Here is a 2,424-nt window from a genome sequence, read left to right as displayed (position 1 = left end):
ACTGGCGCAGCATCTCGTCGATGTCACGCACCGACACCTGCTGGCCCTTCTGGATGAAGCCGACCCGCTCCATGGTCGGCAACAGCAGGTCGTAGTTCTTCTCCCGCGCTAATCGGATCGCCATCCCCAGTTCGACCGGGAACCCGCCGGGCAGCGGTGCCACCGCGCCGAAGTCGATGACGCCCATCCGGTCGTCCGGCAGCAGCATGAAGTTGCCCGGGTGGGCGTCGCCGTGCATCATCTCCAGCCGGCGCGGCGCGCCGAGAGTGAGCTCCATCAGCCGGAAACCGATCAGGTCGCGCTGTTCGACGGTGCCATCGCGGATGATCTCCGCCATCGAGATCCCGTCGATCCACTCCTGAATGATGACCTTGGGCGCGCTGGCCACCACGTGCGGGATGGCCAGGTGCGGGTCACCCGCGTAGGCCCTGGCGAACGCCCGCTGGTTGTCGGCCTCCAGCCGGTAGTCCAGCTCCATCTCGGTGCGCTCGATGAGCTCGTCGACAACAGCCTCAATGTCCGCGCCCGGCGCCAACTGCTTGAATACGCCGACCAGACGCCGAATCGTCTTCAGGTCGGCGCGCAACGCCTCGTCGGCACCGGGGTACTGGATCTTGACGGCCACCTCACGTGCGTCGGACCACACCGCTTTGTGCACCTGCCCGATGCTCGCCGAAGCGATCGGCGTGTCATCGAATTCGGCGAAGCGCTGCCGCCACTTGGTGCCCAGCTGGGCGTCGAGCACCCGGTGCACTTTGTTCGCCGCCATCGGCGGTGCGTCCTTCTGCAGCTTGGTCAGTGCGTCGCGGTAGGGCTCCCCGAACTGCTCGGGGATCGCAGCCTCCATCACCGACAGCGCCTGCCCGACCTTCATCGCACCGCCCTTGAGCTCACCGAGGACAGTGAACAACTGGTCGGCCGCTTTCTCCGTGAGTTCGGCGGTGACCTCGTCTTTCGACTTGCCGGTCAATCGCTTGCCGAGCCCGAGTGCCGCCCGGCCCGCAAATCCGACCGGCAGGCTGGCCAGCTTCGCATTACGCGCAGCGCCCCGGCGTTTTATCTCCGCCACGCATCCATCATCCATGACCGGTCGCCGGCCGCCGTTACCGAGTTGGCGACCATCGACATCAGCAGTGGCACAGCGGATGGCGAGTCCAGTGCCGGGCAACGATCGAGCCGGCGCCCAGGTCGAACTCCAGCGTGGCGTTCAGGGTTGGCGGTGGTCCGCTGTCGCGCGCTCTGGGTGCTCCGGGTGCTCCGGGTGCATAGGCCGTACCGCGTACCGCCGCTATCACCCGGTTGATCTGGTTGAGTGCCAGCGCCGCGGTCGCCAGCACGGTCGCCCGGTCGGCATGCCCGACGGTGTCACGCAGCTGAGCCGCCACCGCCGGCCAGGCTGCGTCCCGGTCACGGCGGTGCAGGTCGGCGCAGCCCAGGCAGCTTGTCACCCCGGGAAGGACCAGCGGGCCTACCAGCCCGGTGCCGTCGCGCACCCGCACCGGAAGATGCGGCACGCGCTCGGCGTGCAGCTCGCGCACCAATCGCGGGTCGGCGACCAGGTAATCCGACAGCACCACCAGGTCGGTTCCGGCGGTGGCCGGCGCGGCGTGTGGCTGGCTGCTTCGCCGTATCCGGGCTCCCGAGCAGCGCAGCGCGTCCACCAGCAGGTCCGACAGCGGCCCGCGGCCGTGCACCCGTATCGACGCCGACCGGGAGCGCGCCGGCTTGTCCGGCGTCGGGCTGGTGCCCCGGGTTGCCGGGGCGGCCCGGGTGACTATGCCAGTAGCGACCAGGGCGTCGACGATGTCGGCGAGCTCGCCCGCGTCGGCTATTCCGTGGTCGGCGGCCTGGCGCTGCAGCGCGGTGATCTCGGTCGGAGACTGCATGGACCGCAGCAAGGTGGCCAATCCTGCCGCGGTCAGGCCGCGGGGAGGCCGGATCAGCACCGCCCGGCGCGGATCCCAGCCCACCTGCACCGCTCCGTCGGGCCGGAGCAGCACCGGCATCGCCGCATCCAACGCGTAGCGAGCACTCACGGCCCCCGACACTGCCACGCCCGGCGGCCTCGCCCACTCAGCTATCCACAGGTGTACGGCTAGAGGCGGCTCGCGGCGAATGTCGCGGCCTCGTCTACCATGCCGGACTGGGTGTACATGATGTGCGCGAGCATGCTCCCGCTCTGGTCGCAGACGATGTCGTCCGGAAGGCATAAGTCGATGCTCTTGGGGCGGTAGGGTGCGGCGAGGGTGGGCAGCGGGTCACCCATCATCGCGCTCGCGTACCCGCTCGAGGGCGTGCCGAAGAGTGCCACCGCGGCGACATGATCGGCCACCGAGGCCGGCAGCGAATCGGTGGCGAGTTCGATCACGCTCGCGCCCTGGGAATACCCGCCCAGCACGAGTTTGGTGTCGGGGCAGTTGGCCA

The 2,424-nt window shown here is 69.2% G+C and carries 3 protein-coding genes; all 3 read right to left on the bottom strand.

The genetic code is table 11. The annotated features are described in order from the left end of the window. On the bottom strand, positions 1-1,084 hold a 1,084-nt coding region (locus tag AC2VON_RS16210; protein WP_486953871.1), incomplete at its 3' end, for an ABC1 kinase family protein. A gap of 43 nt (positions 1,085-1,127) precedes the next feature. Continuing rightward, positions 1,128-2,006, bottom strand: a complete 879-nt coding sequence (locus AC2VON_RS16205; RefSeq protein WP_486953872.1) for a cyclodehydratase — start codon at positions 2,004-2,006, stop codon at positions 1,128-1,130. A gap of 89 nt (positions 2,007-2,095) precedes the next feature. Next, positions 2,096-2,424: cutinase family protein (locus AC2VON_RS16200; protein ID WP_486953870.1), on the bottom strand; the 329-nt coding region annotated here is incomplete at its 5' end.

The organism is Mycobacterium sp. TH-M82, from assembly GCF_057473605.1.
Note: the sequence above shows the minus strand (reverse complement) of the source record. Positions and strands in the feature narration are given on the sequence as shown.